Raw genomic sequence first — 18,551 nt, 5'->3', positions numbered from 1 at the left:
GCGGCTCCGCTCCGCCCGGCTCAGCGCGTGCTGATCGTCCGGTACTTCCGCACGGCCAGCGGCACGGCCACCACGAGCAGCACCACCGCCCAGATCAGGGTCGTCACGATGGGGTGCTGCAGCGTCACCGCGTCGGGGACCGGCGTGCCCGGCGGCACGTTCCCGAAGAGCTGCCGCGCGGCCAGCACCACGGAGGACACCGGGTTGTACTCGGCGAACACCCGCAGCGGCGTCGGCAGCGTGTCGCTCGGCACGAACGCGTTGCTGATGAAGGTGAGCGGGAACAGCACGAGGAACGACGCGTTGTTGATCACCTCGGGGCTCCGCACGCTCATGCCGAGGAACGCCATGACCCAGGAGAGCGCGTACGCGAACAGCAGCAGGAGGGCGACCCCCGCGAGCGCCTCCAGGAGGCTCGACCGCACCCGCCAGCCGACGACGAAGCCCGTCGCGAGCATCACGGCCATCGAGAACACGTTGATGAGCAGGTCGCCGTTGGTGCGCCCGACGAGCACCGCCGAGGGGCTCATCGGCAGGGTGCGGAACCGGTCGATGATCCCGTCCTTCAGGTCGTTCGCCATCGCGGAGCCCGAGTAGGTGGAGCCGAACACCACGGTCTGGGCGAAGATGCCCGCCATGATGAACTCCTTGTAGTCGCTGCCCGGGATGTCGATCGCGCCGGCGTAGACGAAGCTGAACAGCAGCACGAACATGATCGGCTGGATCAGCGTGAAGACGAGGATGTCCGGCAGCCGCTTGATCTTGATGAGGTTGCGGCGCGTGGCGATCCAGCCGTCGGTGAGCCACGTCGCGAGGGTGGCGCGCTGCTCCGGGCGCGCGGGCGCCCCGGACGCCCCGGACGTCTCCCGGCGGCCGTCCACGGCGGTCACGACGCGGCCCGTCGGGCGTCGCGGCGCGGGTGGTCGGACGGCGGTGGATCCGCGGTCGCGGCACGCGCGGGATCCGGCGCGGCGTCCGGTGCCGGCCCCGCCGGCGGCTCCGCGGCGGACGGCCGGGCCGCGGCGGGATCCGCCGGCCCCTCCCCCTGCTCCCCGTCCCCGTCGTCCGTCCCGTGGCCGGTCAGCCGGAGGAACACGTCGTCGAGGGTCGGGCGGCGCATGCCCGCGTCGTGCAGCTCGACGCCCGCGGCGGTCAGCTCGCCGACGACCGCGGCGAGCGCGCGCGGCCCGTCGTCGACCTGCACGGAGAGGGTCCGGCCGTCCGAGGAGACCGCGGGCGACGTCGTGCCGACCCGCTCGAGGATCCCCCGCACCGCCGGACCGTCCGCGTCGCGCACGAGCGCGACCTCCACCCGGTGGCCGCCGATGGAGCTCTTCAGCTCGTCGGCGGTGCCCCGCGCGATGACGGTCCCGCCGTCGATCACGGCGATGTCGTCCGCGAGCCGGTCCGCCTCCTCGAGGTACTGCGTCGTCAGCAGCACGGTCGTGCCCTCCGTCACCAGCTGCGTGATGACGTCCCAGAGCCCCAGCCGGCTGCGCGGGTCGAGGCCGGTGGTCGGCTCGTCGAGGAACAGCACGCGGGGCCGGGCGACGAGGGCGCCGGCGAGGTCGATGCGCCGCCGCATGCCGCCCGAGAAGCCCTTCACCGCGCGGTCGCGCGCCTCCGTGAGCCCGAAGGTGGCGATGAGCTCGTCGGCCCGCGCCCGCGAGGCGCGCCGGCCCATGTGGTACAGCCGGCCGACCATGTCGAGGTTCTCGAACGCGGTGAGGTTCTCGTCGACGGCGGCGTACTGGCCGGACACCCCGATCATCGCCCGGACGTCCGCCCCGCGCGTGAGCACGTCGACCCCGTCGACCCGCGCGGTGCCCGCGTCCGGTCGGACGAGCGTCGTGAGGACCTTGACGGCGGTGGTCTTGCCGGCGCCGTTCGGCCCGAGCAGGCCGAGGACCGTGCCCTCCGGGACCTGCAGGTCGAGGCCGGCGAGCGCGTGCACCGGCGGCGCACCGCGCGGGTGGTAGGTCTTGACGAGCCCCTCGGCTTCGATGACGGCCATGGCGCATGCTAGCGCCGGTGATTTCCCCGCGCAATGGATCCCGGACGCCGCGAGGGGCGGATGCCGACCGGCACCCGCCCCTCGGGGACTTCCCTCCTGTCAGCCGGGTCAGCGGCTCACGGAGAGGTACTTCGGCGAGCTGGTCCTCGCGGCGTTGGCGTCGTCGCCCGCGTACGTAGCGGTGACCGTGTAGCGGCCCTTCGCGTACGCCGGCAGCTCCACGCGGCCGGTGCCGGACGCGTCGAGCGTGACGTCGAACGAGTCCGACCCCACCTGCACGACGACCGTGCCGGTCGGCGCCGCCTTGGCGGCGCTGTCGACCTTGACGGTGACGACGGCCTTCTGCGTGCTCGTCACCACGGACGGCTTGAGGCCCACCGTGACGGTGCTGGCCAGCTTTACCACGACGGCCTCGCTCGTGGCGGTGCCCGAGAGCCCCGCGGCCGGCTTCGCCGTCACGACGACGGTGATCGACTTGCCCGCCACGGAGGGCGAGACCCGGTAGGTCGCGCGCGTCTGGCCGGCGAGCGGCTTCCCGTCCGCGTACCACTGGTACGAGAACGCGAGGCCCTCGGCCTCCCACTCGCCGGTGGACGCGGTGAGCGTCTGACCGACGACGGGCGAGCCCGAGATGACGGGCGGCGCGGTGGCGACCGGTGCCGGGATCGGGCCCGACTCCACGCGGACGTAGGTCGTGGCGGCGCTGCCCGAGTAGGCCACGCGACCGAGGTACGCGGTCTCGGGCTCGAGGCCCGTCCAGGACGCCGTGTACGTGAGCGGGGTGCTCTGCACCGCGTCGAGCGGGTTCGGGGACACCTGGAAGGCGCCCTCGTCCGTCGTCGTGGACAGGTCGAACGTGGTGACCGTGAAGTCCTGCGTGCGCGTCCCCTTCGGGATCGAGAACACGTCGACCTGCACCACGTACGAGCCCGCGGTCGGGTCCTCGATGGTGACCGACTCGTCGGCCGACGCGGTCGCCGAGACGAACTGCTCCACGGCCTTCCCGCCCTCGAGTCGCGTGACCGTGAGGTCGAGGTCCGCGGCGTCGTCCGCCGAGTCGACGTCGATCCGCGTGGCCAGCAGCCCCTCCGGCACGGTGACCGGGTAGGTGAAGGAGGACTTCGCCTTGCCGGAGCCGGTGAAGGGCGACCGCTTGTCCTTCGGGTTCGGGATGACGACGCCGGGGGCGAGGCCCTCGGCGGTCAGCGCGATCTCGCCCGTGGCACCCGGCGTGACGGTGACGTCGACGGATCCGTCGATGCCGGTGCCCTGCACCTCGGCCGGGGCCGCGATGGAGACGGGGTTGACGGCGACGGGGCTGCGCACGACGTGGTCGGCGCTCGTCCAGGTCAGGGACCCGGTGGCGTACTCGTCGACGGTCGCCGTGGTGCGCGTGAAGGCCACCTCGAACGACTTCGTCTGGCCGGCCGCGGTGAACTCGAGCGTGCTCGGCGTGACGTCCGCCTCGATGCCCTCGAGGCCCTGGACGGTGGCGGTGTAGGTGCCGGCGCCCGTCGAGGTGACCTCGCGGGTCACGGTCTCGGCGCCCGTCAGGGTGCCGATCGCGATGCTCGCCAGGTTGAGCTCCGAGGGGTCGATCGGGTCGGAGCCGGTCTCGATCCCCACGCCCGCGATGTAGGCGAGCCAGTCGTCGAGGCCGTTCAGGTAGAGCAGCCCGGCGTCCAGGTACTCGGTCGGGTCGACGTGACCCGCGCCCTGCACGAAGGGATCGGTGACGGGCTGGCCGTCGCCGTCCACCGTGTCGTACGCGGTGGTCATGAGGGCCGACTTGATCTCCGAGACGGGCGCGTTCGGGCGCTCGCCCAGGTACAGCAGCGCGAGGCCGGCCACGTGCGGGGCCGCCATCGACGTGCCGGAGAGGAGGCCGTAGGTCGGCTCGCCGCCCTCGACGTTGTTGGTCGCCGCGATGATCGCGACGCCGGGCGCCGTGACGTCGGGCTTGAGGATGTCGCTGCCGTCCGCGAGGACCGGGCCGCGCGAGCTGAAGCCGGCGACCTGGGGGGTCGGCTCCTCGATGCCGGTCGTGTTGTCCGGGACGAGCGTGACGGTCGCGCCGGGCGTGGACGCGTAGGCCGTGACGGCCGCGTAGACGTCCGCGTCGAGGTGGACGGTCGGCACCGCGTGGGTGTCGGAGTCCGTCGAGTTCGGCGTCGGGTTCACGAGCACCATGCCGATGCCGCCCGCGCGGGCGACCTCGGCCGACTTGGCGACGCGGTCGAACGTGCCGCGCTCGCACAGGACGATCGTGCCCGCGGCCTTCGCCGGGTCGAGGACGCCGGGACCGCAGAGCGCGGGTGTCGTGGCGCCGGCCGCGGCGACCGAGGCCGCCGTGACGAAGGCGCCCGAGACGGGCTCGGTGACCGTGATCGACGCGCCCGCGAAGGCCTGGCCGTCCCCGAGCTGGGCCGTGGCCTGGAAGTTGCCCGCCACCGTGCTGGCGCCGACCGTGGTGATCCACGGCGAGGCGTTGTCGAGGGTGGAGGAGTCGGGGCCGGAGTTGCCCGCAGAGGCCGACACGAAGATGCCGGCCGCGGCGGCGCCGAGGAACGCGACGTCGGTCGCGGAGACCGTGGTCTCGGCCGATCCGCCGCCGATGGAGTAGTTGATGACGTCGACGCCGTCCGCCGTCGCCTGCTCGATGGCGGCGACGAGGTCGGCGCCCGCGCAGCCGTCGTCGGTGGTGACGGCGGGGTCGGGACCCGACCAGCACACCTTGTAGGCGGAGATCTTGGACGCGGGTGCCACGCCGGAGATCTCGCCGAGCTCGGCGCCCGCGATGGTCGCCTCGACGCCCGACTCGCCCGCCGCGGTCGACGCGGTGTGCGAGCCGTGCCCGTCGCCGTCGCGCGGCGAGACGTACTCGCCCGTCTTCGCGGTGCCGATGTTCGCCTTGCCGAAGCCGTCGACGTAGTAGCGCGCGCCGATCACCTTCGTGCTGCAGTCGGCGGCGGTGAACTGCTCGCCGGTCTGGCACAGGCCCGTGAACTGCGTCCCGTCGCCCTTGTCGAAGCGGATCGTGGACCCGTCGAGGTAGGGCTCGTCGCCCGCCGTCGTGCCGAGCGCCTCGCCCGCGAAGGAGGGGTTCTCGGGGGCGATGCCGGTGTCGATGACGCCGATGACCGCGCCCTCGCCCGCGGAGTCCTGCCCGCCCGTCTCCGCCCAGACGCCGTCGGGGCCCGTGAGCCCCAGGAAGTCGATGGCCGGGGTCGAGGTGGGGTGGTAGATGCGGTCGGGCTCGACGCTCGCGACCTTGCGGTCGCTCGAGAGCCGTGCCGCCTGCTCGGCGGTGAGGTCGGCCGAGAAGCCGTTGACCGTGAGGGAGTACGAGTAGTCGATGTCGGCGCCGACGCTGGCGGCGACCTCCTCCTGCTGTCCCTCGAGGTAGTCCGTGTACTCGACGACCGGAGCGGCGTCGGCGTCGAGCTGCGTGCCCGATCGGGCCTGCGTGGCGGCGAGCCCGGAGACCCCGCCCTGGTAGGTCGCGGCGGCCTCGTCGGCGAGGGTCACGATGTAGCGGCCGTCCTTCAGGTCGACGGCCTGCTTCGCGACGGTCGGGGCGGGGGCGGCCATGGCGCCTCCGGCTCCGACGGTCACGAGGCCGGCTGCGACGAGGGCGGTGATGGCGGCGGAGGCCGTCGCCCTGCGCAGGGATGCTGCGCGGTTCGGCTCCGTGCGGAGCCTGGAGAAGCGTGGGATCACGAACACGTCCTTCAGTGGGGATGAGTGGCCCGCACGCGCCCCGAAGACGCGCACGAATCCTCAACATACCCCGGGTATTCGCCCTGAGATAGGCCGGGTGTTACCGCCGTGTAACAGATCGGACAGGTCCCTCGAAGCCCGTCATCCCGCCGATCCCGAGCGCTCCCGGCTGCTCCCGGGGCGGTCCCTAGGGGCTCGCGTACGCCACCCATGCAGCAGGTGTTCAGGATCCCGTCCGGACGGACCCGGCACGCGGGAGGGGCGCCCGCCTGCTGGCGCGCGCCCCTCCCGTCGTGCTGCCCGCCGCTCGCGCGGGCCCGTCTCAGCCGATCACGCGCAGCTGCCTCCGCGGGCTCGTGCCCGGTGCGACGACGGCGTCGCCCGCGTAGGCGGCCTGCACGGGATGGCTGCCCGCCGCGAGGTCGGCGAGCTCCAGGCGCGCGGTCCCCTGCGCGTCCAGGACGACGTCGTGCGCCTGCCCGTCGACCGAGACGGTGACCGTGCCGGTGGCGGGGGCGGGCGCCCGGCTCGCGACGCGGACCGCGACGGCGGACGTCCGGCCGCTCCGCGGATCCGCCCCGGTGACGGTCACGCTCGCCCGCGGGGCGAACCGCACGGCCATCGGCTGCGTCACGGACACCCCGTGCGACCCGTCGGGAGCCGTCGCCGTGACCTCCGCCGTCAGCGCCCTGCCCACGTCCTGGGCGGTGGCCTGGTACGCGGCGTCGTCGGCGCCGGGGATCGGCTTCCCGTCGGACAGCCACCTCGTCCGGAAGGCGAGGCCGCTCGCGGCCCACGTCCCGACGTCGGCCGTCAGCCGCGATCCCACGATGGGCGTCCCCTCGATGCGGGCGGCCGAGGTCGCCGCGACCGGGCGTGCCGCGCTCGGCGCCGTGGTGACGTCGACCAGCGTGCGCGGCGACGCGTCCGTGCCGTACGAGACCAGCCCGAGGTACTCCGGCCCCGCGGCGAGGCCGTCCCACGCGACCTGGAACGTCGCCTGCTCGCCCTGCACCGGGCGCACCGACTCCGGTCGCACCGAGGGGGCGCCCTCGCCCGCGCCCGGGCGCAGGTGGTACGGCTCGATCACGTAGGCGCCCGTCCCGCCCGCCGTGCTCACCCCGAAGACGAGGACCTGGGCCACGTAGTCGCCGGGCTCCGGGTCGAAGACCGTGATCCGCTCGGACGCCGACTCGGTCCCGGACTGCCGGCGGGTGATCACGCTGCCGTCCGCCGCCACCCGGTCGAGCGTCAGGTCGAGGTCCGTCGTCCCCGCGGTCGGGTGCACGTCCACGACCAGGGCGCGCTCCCCCGCGTCGACGTGGATCCGGTGCGCGAGGACCTCGCCCTCCTCCCCGCGTCCGGACTCCCCGGAGCCCGGGCGGGTCGGGTCGGGCAGCGGCACGCCGCGGACCAGCCCGTCGACCACGGGCCGGAGGGTGCCGGTCGATCCGGCCGTCACCGTGACGTCGGCCGCCCCCGTCGTGCCGGAGCCCGACACGGACCCCGGCGCCACGACCGGGACCGGCCGGACGGCGATCGGGCTGCGCACGGTCGTGTCGCCGCCCGTCCAGGTCAGCGAGCCGGTGGCGTACCGGCCCACCTCCGCGTCGGACGTGGACGAGAGCCGGACGGTGAAGGACCGCGTCTGCCCGGCCTTCGTGAAGGCGAGGGTCGCGGGGACCACGTCGGCGTGCACCCCGGCCAGCCCCTGGACCGACGCCGTGTACCGGCCAGGGCGGGTCGCGGTGACCGTGCGCGTCACCGTCCGCGGCCCCGTGAGGGATGCGACGGCGATGCTGGGCAGGTTGAGCTCGGACGGGTCCCGGGGCTGGGCGCCGTCACCGAGGTCGCCGCCGATGCCCGCGACGTACCGCGCCCAGTCGTCGTGGCCGGCGAGGTAGAGCAGCCCGGGATCGAGGTAGCGGGTCGTCTGGATCTCGCCCGCGCCCTGCGCGAACGGGTCCGTCACGGGATGGCCGTCCGCGTCCACGGTGTCGCGGGCCGTGGTCATGAGCGCCGACTTGATCTCCGCGGGCGCGGCCTGGGGGTGCTCGCCGAGGTAGAGCAGCCCGCTGCCGGCCACGTGCGGGGCGGCCATCGACGTGCCGGACAGGGCGCCGAAGGTCGGCCGACCCGCCTCGGTGTCCGCGGTGGCGGCGAGGACCGCCACGCCGGGAGCGGCGACGTCCGGCTTGAGGACGTCGCCTCCCGCGAGGCTGGCCGGTCCGCGGGAGCTGAAGCCGGCGATCTGCGGGGCCGGGGCCTCGCTGCCCGTCGTGTTGCCGCGGACCATGGTCGCCGTCGCGCCGGCGCGCGCCTCGTCGAGGACCGTCTGCCGCGAGGGCACGTCGACGTGCACGGTGGGGACGGAGTGGGAGTCCGCGTCCGCGGAGTCGGTCTTCGTGTTGACGAGGACCATGCCCACGCCGCCGGCGCGGCGCACCTCCGCCGACTTCTCCACCCGTCCGGTCACGCCCCGGTCGCAGACGACGATCCGCCCGGCCGTCCGGGCGGGATCGAGCGAGTCCGCCGCGCAGACGGCCGGGGAGGACGTCCCCGCGACGGACGCCGCGGAGGCGAGCACGAGCGGCGCCGCGACGGGGGCGATCACCGTCAGCGACGCCCCGACGACCTTCCGTCCGTCCGCGAACGCGATCGTCCCGGAGTACGGGTGCGGCGCGGAGCTCGCGCCGACCGTGGTCACCCAGGGGGTGCTGTTGTCGCCCGTGCCCGCGTCCGGGCCGCTGTTCCCCGCGGCCGCCGCGACGAAGACGCCCGCGGAGGCCGCTCCGAAGAACGCCCGGTCGGTCGGGCTCAGCTCGGTCTGCCCGGATCCGCCGATCGAGTAGTTGACGACGTCGACGCCGTCCGCCGTCGCCTGCTCGATGGCCGCGACGAGGTCGCTGCTGGAGCAGCCGTCGTCGGTCTCCACCGCCGCGTCCGGTCCGTCCCAGCAGGCCTTGTAGACGGCGATCCGCGCGGCGGGGGCGACGCCGGAGATCTCGTCCACCTCCTGGCCGGCCACGACGGCGGTCACCCCGCCGTCGCCCGCGGCCGTGCTGGCCGTGTGCGATCCGTGCCCGTTCGTGTCCCGGGGCGAGAGCCGCTCCTGCGGCCCGAGCGGGTCGCCGTCGGCCTGGCGCCCCTGGACGAAGTAGCGCGCGCCGATGACCTTCGTCGAGCAGTCGGCGGCCGAGAACCCGGGACCGGTCTGGCAGGCGCCGTGGAACACGTGGCCGTCGGCCTTGCGGTACGCGGTGCCGTCGGCGTCGCCGTCCCGGTAGGGCTCGGCACCGGGCGCGGTCCCGAGGGGAGCACCGGCGAACGCGGGGTTGTCCGGCGCGATCCCGGTGTCGATGTCGCCCAGCACGACGCCCTCGCCCGCGTGCTCCTGGCCGCCCGTACGGGCCCAGACGCCGTCGGGACCGGGGAGCCCCAGCGCGTCGAGCGCCGGGGTCGACTGCGGGTGGAGCAGCGTGTCGGGCTGCACGCTCAGGACGCGGTCGTCCGCCGACAGGCGCGCCGCCTGGTGCGCGGTGAGGCGGGCGGAGAACCCGTCGAGGGTCAGCGCGTAGGCCTGGTCGACCTCCGCGCCGACGGCGGCCGCGGTCTGGCGCTGGACGTCCCGCAGGTGGCCCGCGTAGTCCTCCACGGCCTCGGAGCCGGCGTCGAGCTGCGTGCCGGGATCCGCGCGGGTCGACTGCAGGCCCGGCGTGCCGCCGGCGTACGTCGCCGCGGGGTCGGCACGCAGCGTGACGACGTAGGACGAGGCGCCGCCGGCGCTCCCGCCGCCGTCGGCGGGACGGGGCGCGGCCTGCGCGACCCCGGGGAGCGTCGCGGCGACGAGCGCGAGGGCGGTGAGCGCGGTGCCCGCGGCGACGGGCCACGCACGGCGTCCCGCACGGGCCGGCGGCGCCGCGGATCGGACCGGCGAGGACGGGGGAAGGAGCATGGTGGTTCCCTTCGGTCACCGGCTCGAGGCCGGACGGGGGTGGATTCCCGTCAGGCTAAGGAGACCTGTGGATCTCCCGTGGGCCTGGTGCACAGCACCGCGCCGCCCGCGTCGGGCGCGCCCGCCGGCTCGCCTGTCCCGGACGCACGAGAGGCCCCGCATCCGAGGGATGCGGGGCCTCTCACCGGCGGGCCGGCGGGCGTCGGATCAGGCCAGGCGCGCCTGCAGGTTGTCCGCGAGCGACGCGAGGAACTCCTCGGTCGTCTGGTACGGCTGGTCGGGCCCGACGAGGAGCGCGAGGTCCTTCGTCATCTTGCCGCTCTCGACCGTCGTGATGACGACGTCCTCGAGGGTGTCCGCGAAGGTCCTCAGCGCGTCGTTGCCGTCGAGCTTCGCGCGGTGCGCGAGGCCCCGCGTCCAGGCGTAGATCGACGCGATGGGGTTCGTCGACGTGGGCTTGCCCTGCTGGTGCTGGCGGTAGTGGCGCGTGACGGTGCCGTGCGCGGCCTCCGCCTCGACGACCTTGCCGTCGGGCGTGGTCAGCACGCTCGTCATGAGGCCGAGCGAGCCGAAGCCCTGCGCGACGGTGTCGGACTGCACGTCGCCGTCGTAGTTCTTGCAGGCCCAGACGTAGCCGCCCTCCCACTTGAGGGACGCGGCGACCATGTCGTCGATCAGGCGGTGCTCGTAGGTGAGGCCGGCCGCGGCGAACTGGTCCTGGTACTCCGCCTCGAACACCTCCTGGAACAGGTCCTTGAAGCGGCCGTCGTAGGCCTTGAGGATCGTGTTCTTGGTGGAGAGGTACACCGGGTAGTTCCGGGCGAGCCCGTAGGACAGCGAGGCGCGCGCGAAGTCGCGGATCGAGTCGTCGAGGTTGTACATGCCCATCGCGACGCCGGATCCGGGGCTCTGGAACACCTCGAACTGCTGCGGCTCGGAGCCGTCCTTCGGCGTGAAGGTCATCGTGAGGGTGCCCTCGCCCTCGAAGCGGAAGTCGGTGGCGCGGTACTGGTCGCCGAAGGCGTGGCGGCCGACGATGATCGGCTTGTTCCAGCCGGGGACGAGGCGCGGGATGTTGCTGATGATGATGGGCTCGCGGAAGATCGTGCCGCCGAGGATGTTGCGGATCGTGCCGTTCGGCGAGCGCCACATCCTCTTGAGGCCGAACTCCTCGACGCGCGCCTCGTCGGGCGTGATCGTCGCGCACTTGACGCCGACGCCGTGCTTCTTGATGGCGTTGGCCGCGTCGATCGTGATCTGGTCGTCGGTCTCGTCGCGCTTCTCGATGCCCAGGTCGTAGTACTCGAGGTCGATGTCGAGGTACGGGTGGATGAGCGTGTCCTTGATGGACTGCCAGATGATGCGCGTCATCTCGTCGCCGTCGAGCTCGACGACGGTCCCCTCTACCTTGATCTTCTCCACGAAGTCCTCCTCATGCTCGTCGGTGCCCTCCGTGGGCGCGTCTCCGTCGGCGCACCCCGGGTCCGGCTCGTCGCCGGTGGATCCGTCGGCCAGCCTACCCGGCGGGCCCTGTCTCTCGACATCGAGACATCCCGCGGGATGCGCGCGCGGAGCCGCCGGTGCCGCGGATGCATCCGCCGTCACCCGCGCGCATCCCGCCGCTCCGGCGCCTGGTCCGCGGGACGCCCGCCCGATACCCTGTGGCCATGAGCGACATGACACTCGAAGAGCTGAGCGCCCGCACGATCGTGGCGGCGAACACGCTGACGCTCAAGCCGGGGCAGGAGGCGTACGTCGCCCCCGTGTCGCACTCCATCGCCGAGGCCTACGTGAACCCGACCACCGCCTGGCCGCGCGTGGTCATGGAGGACGGCGAGGTCGTCGGCTTCATCATGGGCAACTTCGACCCCGAGGCGCACGAGGAGATCTTCCGCAGCTGCATCTGGCGGATCAACGTCGACGCGGACGCGCAGGGGCACGGCGTCGGCCGCTTCGCCGTGCTCGCCCTGGCCGACGAGGCGCGCGCGCGCGGCTTCGACCGCCTCACGGTGGTGTGGGAGCCGGGCGAGGACGGTCCGGAGGAGTTCTTCACGCACGTCGGCTTCGAGGTCATCGGCGAGACCCAGTACGGCGAGTCCATCGGCGCCCTGGCGCTCTAGCGCGTGGCCGTCTTCGCCACCCCCGGGGAGTTCACCGACCGCGTGCTCGAGGTCGTGGCGGAGATCCCGCCCGGTCGGGTCATGACGTACGGCGACGTCGCCGCCGTCTTCGGCCGCCGCGGCGCCCGGGCGGTCGGCATGGTGCTGCGCTACCACGGCGCCGGGCTCCCCTGGTGGCGGGTCCTCCGCGCCGGCGGGCATCCCCCGACGGGCCTCGCCGACGAGGCCCGCCCCCGCTACGAGGCCGAGGGCACGCCCCTCCTCGTCGCCCCGACGGACGAGGGCTACCGCGTCGACCTCGCGGCGGCCCGCTGGTTCCCGTGACCGGCTGATCCCGTGCGGCGCGCGGCGGCCTCCCCCGGGCGGCCGACCCCGGGTCATGCCCGGGGACCACGACCGGGGCCTCCCGGCCGACGCGGTGGAGCCGGTCGGTCCGCTGGACTGGGACCATGCCCCGACGCCGGTCCGTCCGCCCCCTCGCCGCCTCCGCCCTCGCCGCCACCCTCGCGCTCGCCCTCGGCGGCTGCGGGGCCGCCCGCACCGTCGGCGGCATGACCACGCCGGCGGACGCCCGCGTCTACGCGGCGGCGGAGGACGCCGAGGGGCGGCTCCCCGCCTGGATCCCGGCGGACGCCACCGACATCCGCATCAAGACGTCGCTGCGCGGCGAGGGCGCCATCCTCGAGTTCCGCTCCGCGACGCCCGCCGACCGGCTCGGATGCGAGGCCGCGACGCCGGACGCACCCGCGCCCGGCGTGCAGGACACCTGGTGGCCGGATCCGACGCCCGCGGCGACCATGACGTGCGGCGACGGCTGGCACGCCGCCCCCGACGGCGAGGTCGTGCACGCCTGGCTGCCGACGGGATCCCCCGCGCTCGACCTCTGATCCCGGCTGGCGCTGGCGCCGGCGCTAGACCAGCGATTCCCGCCAGGCCGCGTGCAGCTGCGAGAACCGGCCGGTGCCCTCGATGAGCGCGTCCGGCGTCCCGTCCTCGACGATGCGGCCCTGCTCCATCACGAGCACGCGGTCGGCGATCGCGACCGTGGAGAGCCGGTGCGCGATGATGATGGCCGTCCGGTCCGCGAGCAGGGTCGTGAGGCCCTGCTGCACGAGGCGCTCGCTCGGGATGTCGAGCGAGCTGGTCGCCTCGTCGAGGATCAGCACCGCCGGATCCGCGAGGAACGCGCGCGCGAACGAGATCAGCTGCCGCTGCCCGGCCGAGACGCGGCCGCCGCGCTTGTTCACGTCGGTGTCGTACCCGTCCGGGAGCGACTCGATGAAGGTGTGGGCACCCACGGCCTCCGCCGCCTCCTGGATCTCCCGACTCGTCGCCTCGGGCTTGCCGATGGCGATGTTGTCGGCCACCGACCCCGAGAAGAGGTACGCCTCCTGCGTCACCATGACGATGGCGCGGCGGAGGTCCTTCGGGTGGAGGTCCCGCAGGTCGATCCCGTCGAGCGCGACGCGTCCGTCGGACGGGTCGTAGAACCGCGAGATGAGCTTGGCGAGCGTCGTCTTGCCCGCGCCCGTCGATCCGACGAGGGCGATGGTCTGCCCCGCCGGCATGTCGAGGTCGAAGCGGGGCAGGATCGTCTTGCCCTTCCCGTAGCCGAACTCCACGCCCTCGAACGCGACGTGGCCCGTGGACTCCCACAGGTCCACCGGCCGCACCGGGTCCGGCACGCTCGGCTCCTCCTCGAGCACGCCCGAGATCTTCTCGAGCGCGGCCGACGCCGACTGGTAGCTGTTGTAGAACATGGCCATGTCCTGCGCCGGCCCGAAGAACTGCCGCGTGTAGAGCACGACCGCCAGGAGCGCGCCGATGCCGAGCTGGCCGTCGGCGACGCGGAGGCCGCCGACGAGCAGCACGACCGCCACGGTGACGTTGCCGATGAGGATGAGCCCGGGGTCGAACACGCCGAAGACCTGGATCACGCGCATGTTGGTGTCGCGGTACCCCTCGACGTGCTCCGAGAACTCGGCGGCGTTGCGGTTCTCCTTGCGGAAGGCCTTCACCGCCCGGATTCCCGTCATCGTCTCGACGAAGTGCACGATCAGGCGCGCGGACTTCACGCGCGTCTGGCGGAACAGCGCCTGCGACTTCACGGCGAACCAGAGGCTCAGGAGGAACAGCGGCACGAGGGCGGCGAGCAGCACGAGGCCCGAGACCCAGTCGAACGAGAACAGCGCGACGGCGGTGAAGGCCATGTAGAGCGCCCCCTGCACGAGCTGGTTGATCCCGCCGTTGAGGAGCTCGCGGATCGAGTCGAGGTCGCTCGTCTGGCGCGAGATGATGCGGCCGGACGTGTACGTCTCGTGGAACTCCAGGCTCAGCTTCTGCGTGTGCAGGAACATGCGCTTGCGGAGGTCGAGGAGGATCTCCTGCGCGATCCGCGCCGACATGACCTGGTACTTGGCCACCAGGACGGCGCCCGTCACCGCGACGAGGACGTACGCGCCGATCACGAGCGCGAGCTGCGTGAAGTCCCCCGTGTCGAGGAGCGCGGGCAACGCCCGGTCGAGGCCGATGCCGATGAGGGCGGGGCCCGCGACGTTGGCCGCCGTGGCGACGAGGATCGTGACGGCCGTGAGGATCAGCGACTGCTTGACCGGCTGGATGGTGCTGACGAGCAGCCGCGTCGAGCGCTTGCGGATCTGCTTGCTCTCGCTGCGGGAGAAGTCGTCCCTCTCCTCGCCGGTGACTCCGGTGACGCTCATGCTGAGGCCTCCTCGCGCACGGTGTTCCCTTCCACGTCGAGGCTCGAGATGACGAACCGGTAGTGCTCGCTCGTGGCGAGCAGGTCGGAGTGCCGGCCGACCGCGGTGATGCGGCCGTCCTGCATGAGGGCCACCCGGTCCGCGAGCATCACGGTCGAGGGGCGGTGCGCCACGATCAGCGCGGTGGTCGACGCGAGCACGCGACGCAGCGCCGCCTCGACGAGCGCCTCCGTGTCCACGTCGAGCGCGGACAGCGGGTCGTCGAGCACGAGCACGTCGGGCGCCGCGGCGACCGCGCGCGCCAGGGCGAGGCGCTGCCGCTGCCCGCCGGAGAGGCTGAGCCCCTCCTCGCCCACGGTCGTGTCGACGCCCTCCGGCAGATCCCGGACGAACCCGGCCTGCGCGATGTCGAGCGCCTCCTGCAGCACGCGCTCGGCCTCCGGCCCGCCGGCCGCGAGGTCCGGGCGCCCGAGGAGCACGTTGTCGCGGACGCTCGAGGAGAACAGCGTCGCGTCCTCGAAGGCCATCGCGATGCGGCTGCGCAGCTCCTCGAGGCCGAGGTCGCGGATGTCCACGCCGTCCAGCTCGATGCTGCCGCCGGTGACGTCGTACAGCCTCGTGGTCAGCGCGGTGAGCGTGGACTTGCCGCAGCCGGTGACGCCGACGAGCGCCATGGTCTCGCCGGGACGCAGGTCGAGGTCGATGCCGTCGATGAGGTCGGGCTGGCCCGCGGCGGCGTCCTGGTAGCGGAAGTGCGCGCCCCGGAACACGAGGTGCCCGCGGGGCTCGGCGATGCGCACGGGCGTCGCGGGGTCGGTGATGGTGTCCTCCTCGTCCATCACCTCGAAGTACCGGTCGATGGCGGTGCGCGCGTCGAACGTCATGGACAGCAGGAAGCCCACCGACTCGATCGGCCAGCGCAGCACGGCGGCGGTCGCGAAGAAGGCGACGAGCTCGCCCACGGAGATCTCCCCGCCGGAGGCGAGGAGAACGCCGCCGAGCAGCGCCAGCGCGAAGGTGAGGTCGGGGATGAGGAGGAGCCACAGCCAGATCCCGGCGATGGCCTGGGCCTTCTTGATCTCCGTGCCCCGCAGCTCCTCCGCCTGCTCGGCGAAGGCGTCGTGCATGTGCTTGCCGCGCCCGAAGGCCTTCAGCACCCGGATGCCGTGCACCGACTGCTCGACGCTCGTGGCGAGGTCGCCGGACTGGTCCTGGCTGAGCCGGGCCACCGAGGAGTACTTCTGCTCGAACAGGTAGCCGTACACCCACAGCGGGATGGAGCAGAGGAGGAAGCCGATGCCGAGGCGCCAGTCGATGGAGACGAGGAAGCCGATGCCCACGAGGATCGTGAGGATGTTGACGACGAACAGCACCAGGCCGAACGCCATCCACCGTCGGATGAGGTTCAGGTCGCTCACCATGCGGGACAGGAGCTGCCCGCTCTGCCACCTGTCGTGGAACGCGACCGGCAGCTGCTGCAGCTTCCGGTAGAAGGCGTTCCGCATGTCGGCCTCCATGAGGGTGCCCGGCTTCAGCACGAACCAGCGACGGAGCGCGATCATCGCGGCCTCGAGGATCCCGAGCCCGAGGATGAGGAGCACGGCCGGCACCACGGCGGCCGAGTCGCCGTCGCCGAGCGGCCCGTCGACCAGGCCGCGGAGGATCTGCGGGATGACGAGCGACAGGAGCGAGCCGACGAGCGCGACCACCATGCCGGCGATGATGCTCGGCATGGCGGGACGCGCGAACGGCAGCAGCCGCATCAGGACCGGGATGGTGCCGGGCCGGGGGCCGTGGCGGTCGGCCGACGACGCGTCAGGCGATTCGGGCGGTGAGGTGGACACGAGGGATTCCTTTTCGTAGTCGGCCGATGCGCGGCCGGAGGTGCTCTGCGGCCACGGGCGGAGGGCACCCGTGGCGGGGCCCCGGCGCGGCGGCCGGACGGATGACGAGGTCCCGGGATCTCTCGCGGGAGGACGGTGGGTGCGGGCTGGCGGTCAGCCGCCGGCGTCCCGCACAGCGGAGCACGACGACGTGCCCCGACGCGGGAGCGCCCGGCCGGTGCCGGATCCCCGGTGCTGGACGTGCGGGCCGAGGGGCCCGGTGTCCCGTGGCGCCGGGTGGTGGGAGCGGCGGGAGCTAGCGGCGCGGGACGCCGGACGGGATCGTGGGGTGCGCGGTCACGGCACCGATCCTGTTCGAGGTCGTGCGTGCGTGCGTCATCGATGTCGTGGTCATGACACCCTCCCTGGCTGCGTATGCGATTCACGTGTGGGCCGCACCGATGGACCACGTGAATGGCCGCGCGAGGCAGCCTTCCAGGATATGGACGGGAGACGCGAAGAAGCAAGGGCCCGGCTCGCATCCGTGGATGCGGGCCGGGCCCTCGAGCTCACGTCCGTCGGTATCAGCCGATGCGCACCGACAGGCAGGTGACGCAGCCCTCGAGCTTCTCGAACTCGCTGATGTCCACCGTCACCACCTCGTAGCCGAGGCCGCGCAGCAGCTCCGCCGTCCGCGGCGCCGCGGCGGAGAGCAGCAGGGTGTCGTCGTCGAGGGCCACGACGGCGGTCCCCTCGGCCTCGGGGACGGCCAGGAACGACGGGAAGAGGCGCGGCTCGTCGACGAGAGCCTCGTACCCGATGACCGTGCCGTCCGGCAGGGCCGTGACCTGCGACTTGAGGTGCAGGGTCCGCCGGACGGGCACGGCCACCACGGCGTAGCCGAGTGGGCGCGCGATCTCGCGGAGGCGGCGGATCCCGGCGGAGTTCGTGCGGCTGCTGGCCCCCACGTAGAGGGTGCGACCGACCTCGAGCACGTCCCCGCCGTCGATCGTCGCGGGGAGGTCGATGGATGCCACCGTGAGGCCCATGTCCTCGACCGCGCGCTCGACGCCGGTCCGCTCGCCTCGACGGGAGTCCGAGCCGGACGTCAGCAGGACGGCCGTGCCGCCGAGGACGAGCACGGCATCCTCGACGAAGACCGAGTCGGGGTGCTCGTCCGCGGGCGGCACCTCGCGCGTCGACCAGCCGTGCTCCTCGAGCGCCAGGACGTAGCCCTCCCACTGCTGATCCGCCAGCTCCGCGTCCACGGGCCGACGGTCGAGGTGGGTCAGCTCTCCTTCGGCGAGGCGGGACGACGGGATGCGCACCAGCGCGATCCGCTCGCGCACCGGGTCACTCGTGCTGCCGACGAGCCGGATCCACAGCCGACGGCCCAGGAGGATCGACGCCAGGGAGACGCCGATGACGAACATCAGGTTGAGTCCCAGGAGGGTCTCCAGCAGCGGCACCACGATGTCGCCGGTGATGGTCGCCCCCTGGCCGAGCGCCCCGACGAGGCTGCCCACGAGAGCACCGACGACCGCAGCGGCGACGGACCCGACGATGGTGGTCCACAGCCTGCGGTAGAGGCCGGTACCGGCGAGGGCCGCGAGGAGGACGAACGCGACGAGGGTGTGGACCGTCCAGTAGTCGAGGAGGGTGACCAGGATGGCGGCTCCGGGCTGATTGGCACTGAACAGCGCGAGCACGCTGAAGAGCAACCCCAGGATGGCGGAGACCCCGGCTGCGACGAGCGCCGCGGACAGGGCACGGCCGAGCGGCGTCGCGGTGGCGGAGGACGACGGGGCCCCTCGGCCCGACGCCCTCGACCCTCGCGCCGCGTCGGCGTCCGGCCGCACAGGAGATCCCTGGGGATCGCCTCCGGCTGCCGGCGGGGTCTGAGTTGCGTCTCGGGCGTTCTCGTGGGGATCGGTCACGAGCGACGAGGATATCGGCCGCTCTTATGGGCGCGATGTGAGGGCGCTGGCAGCGTCGGCCAGCTGGGCGACGGGGCAGGCTGCCGGCGTCCACGGATCTTCCGGGGCGACCAGATCCCCCGTCCTGCGGCGCCAGCTGGCGGTCGCCTGGTCCAGGCGGCCACCGTGGCTGTTGACGCAGAAAGGGCTGTTAACGCAGGAAGGCCCGTCGCACCAAGTGCGACGGGCCTTCCCGTTCGATCAAATCAAGTCCGGCGGTGTC

The 18,551-nt window shown here is 73.3% G+C and carries 11 protein-coding genes; 3 read left to right on the top strand and 8 right to left on the bottom strand.

Annotation, left to right across the window (positions count from 1 at the left end):
- Positions 1-20 precede the first annotated feature (20 nt).
- From AC07VC_RS09445 to AC07VC_RS09425, 5 genes are all read right to left on the bottom strand, one after another.
- The gene (locus tag AC07VC_RS09445; RefSeq protein ID WP_494676518.1) at positions 21-890 is read right to left on the bottom strand and encodes an ABC transporter permease; all 870 of its coding nucleotides are present in this window, start codon (positions 888-890) and stop codon (positions 21-23) included.
- Positions 887-2,014: an ATP-binding cassette domain-containing protein gene (locus AC07VC_RS09440; RefSeq protein ID WP_494676519.1), complete on the bottom strand. Its 1,128-nt coding sequence runs from the start codon at positions 2,012-2,014 to the stop codon at positions 887-889. Before AC07VC_RS09440 ends, AC07VC_RS09445 begins: the two co-directional genes overlap by 4 nt.
- 108 nt (positions 2,015-2,122) lie before the next feature.
- The gene (locus tag AC07VC_RS09435) at positions 2,123-5,740 is read right to left on the bottom strand and encodes a S8 family serine peptidase (protein ID WP_494724459.1); all 3,618 of its coding nucleotides are present in this window, start codon (positions 5,738-5,740) and stop codon (positions 2,123-2,125) included.
- 316 nt (positions 5,741-6,056) lie between these two features.
- Entirely contained in the window at positions 6,057-9,689 is a 3,633-nt protein-coding gene (locus AC07VC_RS09430) for a S8 family serine peptidase (protein ID WP_494676521.1), read from the bottom strand.
- Positions 9,690-9,896: 207 nt separating this feature from the next.
- Positions 9,897-11,111: an NADP-dependent isocitrate dehydrogenase gene (locus AC07VC_RS09425; protein WP_494676522.1), complete on the bottom strand. Its 1,215-nt coding sequence runs from the start codon at positions 11,109-11,111 to the stop codon at positions 9,897-9,899.
- Between the two features lie 245 nt (positions 11,112-11,356).
- On the opposite strand from AC07VC_RS09425, the gene AC07VC_RS09420 reads away from it, so the two are divergent.
- The 3 genes from AC07VC_RS09420 to AC07VC_RS09410 all read left to right on the top strand — a co-directional run bounded on the left by AC07VC_RS09420 (position 11,357) and on the right by AC07VC_RS09410 (position 12,696).
- On the top strand, positions 11,357-11,809 hold the full coding sequence (locus tag AC07VC_RS09420) for a GNAT family N-acetyltransferase (RefSeq protein ID WP_317230332.1): 453 nt from the start codon (positions 11,357-11,359) through the stop codon (positions 11,807-11,809).
- 3 nt (positions 11,810-11,812) lie between these two features.
- Positions 11,813-12,133: an MGMT family protein gene (locus tag AC07VC_RS09415; RefSeq protein ID WP_494676523.1), complete on the top strand. Its 321-nt coding sequence runs from the start codon at positions 11,813-11,815 to the stop codon at positions 12,131-12,133.
- Positions 12,134-12,258: 125 nt separating this feature from the next.
- The gene (locus tag AC07VC_RS09410; protein ID WP_494676524.1) at positions 12,259-12,696 is read left to right on the top strand and encodes a hypothetical protein; all 438 of its coding nucleotides are present in this window, start codon (positions 12,259-12,261) and stop codon (positions 12,694-12,696) included.
- Between the two features lie 24 nt (positions 12,697-12,720).
- On the opposite strand, the gene AC07VC_RS09405 is transcribed toward AC07VC_RS09410, so the two are convergent.
- The 3 genes from AC07VC_RS09405 to ddaH all read right to left on the bottom strand — a co-directional run bounded on the left by AC07VC_RS09405 (position 12,721) and on the right by ddaH (position 18,073).
- Complete coding sequence (locus AC07VC_RS09405; protein WP_494676525.1) at positions 12,721-14,529, bottom strand: ABC transporter ATP-binding protein; 1,809 nt, start codon at positions 14,527-14,529, stop codon at positions 12,721-12,723.
- A complete protein-coding gene (locus AC07VC_RS09400; protein WP_494676589.1) occupies positions 14,526-16,292 on the bottom strand; it encodes an ABC transporter ATP-binding protein in 1,767 nt (588 codons plus the stop codon). The genes AC07VC_RS09405 and AC07VC_RS09400 overlap by 4 nt, the downstream gene beginning before the upstream one ends.
- Before the next feature lie 644 nt (positions 16,293-16,936).
- Complete coding sequence (ddaH, locus tag AC07VC_RS09395) at positions 16,937-18,073, bottom strand: dimethylargininase (protein WP_494676526.1); 1,137 nt, start codon at positions 18,071-18,073, stop codon at positions 16,937-16,939.
- Positions 18,074-18,551: the final 478 nt, after the last annotated feature.

The sequence above is a fragment of the Clavibacter sp. GW821-FHT01D01 genome (genome assembly GCF_059422605.1).
The sequence above is the reverse complement of the archived record's forward strand: the minus strand, read 5'-3'. Positions and strand labels throughout refer to the sequence as shown.

Bases quoted from the DNA above. Each gene is read 5' to 3' on its own strand.
- AC07VC_RS09440 (WP_494676519.1), bottom strand. From the start codon at position 2,014: ATGGCCGTCATCGAAGCCGAGGGGCTCGTCAAGACCTACCACCCGCGC.
- AC07VC_RS09430 (WP_494676521.1), bottom strand. From the start codon at position 9,689: ATGCTCCTTCCCCCGTCCTCGCCGGTCCGATCCGCGGCGCCGCCGGCC.
- AC07VC_RS09420 (WP_317230332.1), top strand. From the start codon at position 11,357: ATGAGCGACATGACACTCGAAGAGCTGAGCGCCCGCACGATCGTGGCG.
- AC07VC_RS09410 (WP_494676524.1), top strand. From the start codon at position 12,259: ATGCCCCGACGCCGGTCCGTCCGCCCCCTCGCCGCCTCCGCCCTCGCC.
- AC07VC_RS09405 (WP_494676525.1), bottom strand. From the start codon at position 14,529: ATGAGCGTCACCGGAGTCACCGGCGAGGAGAGGGACGACTTCTCCCGC.
- AC07VC_RS09400 (WP_494676589.1), bottom strand. From the start codon at position 16,292: ATGCGGCTGCTGCCGTTCGCGCGTCCCGCCATGCCGAGCATCATCGCC.